This is a genomic window from Aureimonas sp. AU20 (assembly GCF_001442755.1).
Classification (GTDB): domain Bacteria; phylum Pseudomonadota; class Alphaproteobacteria; order Rhizobiales; family Rhizobiaceae; genus Aureimonas.
The window spans coordinates 7,501-9,393 of the sequence record NZ_CP006375.1 but is presented as its reverse complement, the minus strand read 5'-3'; the positions used below and the strand labels follow the sequence as shown (position 1 = coordinate 9,393).

Genomic DNA, 1,893 nt, shown 5'->3' with positions numbered 1-1,893 from the left:
CCTTCCTGCCAGACCAGGCCGCCTCTTCGGGCATGCAGGGCAGCGCTTGAAGGCTGCGAGACGGCAACGGGCAAGGAGGGAGAAAGGTGCAGGTGAAGAAAGCTTGGAGAGGTTGAGAGTCAGCATAAACCAGGAGGCGTAACGGACTGATATCGAGCCATTTCTGGTCGTATCGAGAAGGCGTTGCGAGCTCTGGGGCGTACCGTATCGGGCGAATGGTTAAGTCGCCCTTAACCATTCGCCCGATACGGTACGCGATACGATCGAACACGAGGCGTTGCGCCATGTCCTACACGCTCGCAACGGCAGCCGAGGTTGCCGGCAAGACCAAGCCCACGATCTGGCGCGCGGTGAAAAGCGGCAAGATCTCGGCCACGCGTCTCGACGACGGGACCTTCCGGATCGAGCCGTCGGAACTCGACCGCTACCTCGCCGCAACGCGGGAAACGCCGCCCGCTGAAACGGCGATGCGATCCGAAACGGGGTCTGGTTACGCCGATATGGATGCCAAGGCGTTACAGGAGGCGATTACGCTTCGTCTCACGGTCGGACATCTTGAAACGTTGCTGGCAACGGAGCGGGAGCGTGCGACCGAGCTACGGCAGGAGCGCGAACATTGGCGCGAACAGGCACAGAGGCTCGCTATCACGCATGAGAGGCCGGTCACGGCCGCGCCGGCAAGGGACGAACAGGGAGATCGAAACGGCTTCTTGGCACGCCTCCTGGGGGCCGTGCGCGGCTGAAGACCGGCTTTCGTTTGACTCTGTCAGCGAGCATCCGCCAAATGGAGATGTTAACGCGACTCCTTGGAGCGTTAAGAATTTGGCCGCCGCAGTAGGATCTAAAAAGCGAACGGCCCCGAAGCTGGAACTTCGAGGCCGCCAATAGATAAGGAGCCTGAAAAAGACACCCCCAAACGGTGTTCAGGCTCCCACATCGTCGGAACGTCGTCAACGGGTTTTGCGTAAACCCCGACCCGAAGATGCACGTCGCTTTCACGGTCCGATCCGGCTCACAGGAGTTCTGTGCCGTGATCCGTTCCATTCTTGCCCAGATGATCACTTCGGCCTCAGTGGCCACCCTCGATGCCCTCTTCAAACAGGTCACGGCGGTTTGGGCCGAGGCGCATCTGACGGATGACGAAGCCAGCGAGCTCTACGCCGCGATCCAGCTGCGCCGGCCCAAAGGCCGAGGCCATCCCAGCTTGATACCGCCGTCACGCCCCTTCCCACCTCCTATCGGACCCTTCTCACAGCCGCGCCGCCACCAATGCTCTCCCGATCGCGCCGCCTCGATCCTTCGCCGGCGGTGCTGTGCTTCGTCCGGCGCCATGCCGCCGGCGCTCGCAAGCCGCTTCACGGAAAGCGAGCGGGCGCTTCTGGCGATCGTCGTTCAGGAGATCCGGAAGCGGGGCCACTGTGCCCGTCCGATCGGCGCGCTCGCCGGGCTCGCCGGCATCTCCCGCACCAGCGCCAAAAGGGCGCTCCGGATCGCCGAGCGCATGGAGCTTATTGAGGTCACGCGTCGACCCCGGCCAGGTCAGAAGAATCTGCCCAACATCGTCACGATCCGCTCGCAGGAATGGCAGCTCTGGATCGAGAAAGGGTCGCGTTCGACAGGGGGCAAAGAAGCGTCCCCCACGAATAGGATTCCTCCTAGAAAGGAAGCGCGAAGCTCTTCGAGGCACTTCGTGGAGTCTAAACCAGCCCGAATTTGCCCTCCAAACCGCCCCCAAACCCATCCCGAACCGAACAGAACGGAATGGCGACGCCGCTAAAGCGACGTCTTCGGCAGAATCTCAGCCTCGTAGGCCTATTGCACGGTGTTCTTTCACGAACGCTGCGATGACGGCTGGCCATTTTTATTGTCACTAAACTCATGAAAAACAAAGGC

Annotated in this window: 2 protein-coding genes; both read left to right on the top strand. The window is 61.5% G+C overall.

What is annotated here, in order from left to right:
* Positions 1-284 precede the first annotated feature (284 nt).
* Positions 285-743, top strand: coding sequence for a helix-turn-helix domain-containing protein (locus M673_RS23455; RefSeq protein ID WP_061979161.1), 459 nt, complete (start codon positions 285-287; stop codon positions 741-743).
* A gap of 287 nt (positions 744-1,030) precedes the next feature.
* The gene (locus tag M673_RS24460) at positions 1,031-1,777 is read left to right on the top strand and encodes a hypothetical protein (protein WP_148640269.1); all 747 of its coding nucleotides are present in this window, start codon (positions 1,031-1,033) and stop codon (positions 1,775-1,777) included.
* Positions 1,778-1,893 lie beyond the last annotated feature (116 nt).

Excerpts from the sequence above, each read along its gene's own strand:
- M673_RS23455 (WP_061979161.1), top strand. The coding sequence starts at position 285 with ATGTCCTACACGCTCGCAACGGCAGCCGAGGTTGCCGGCAAGACCAAG.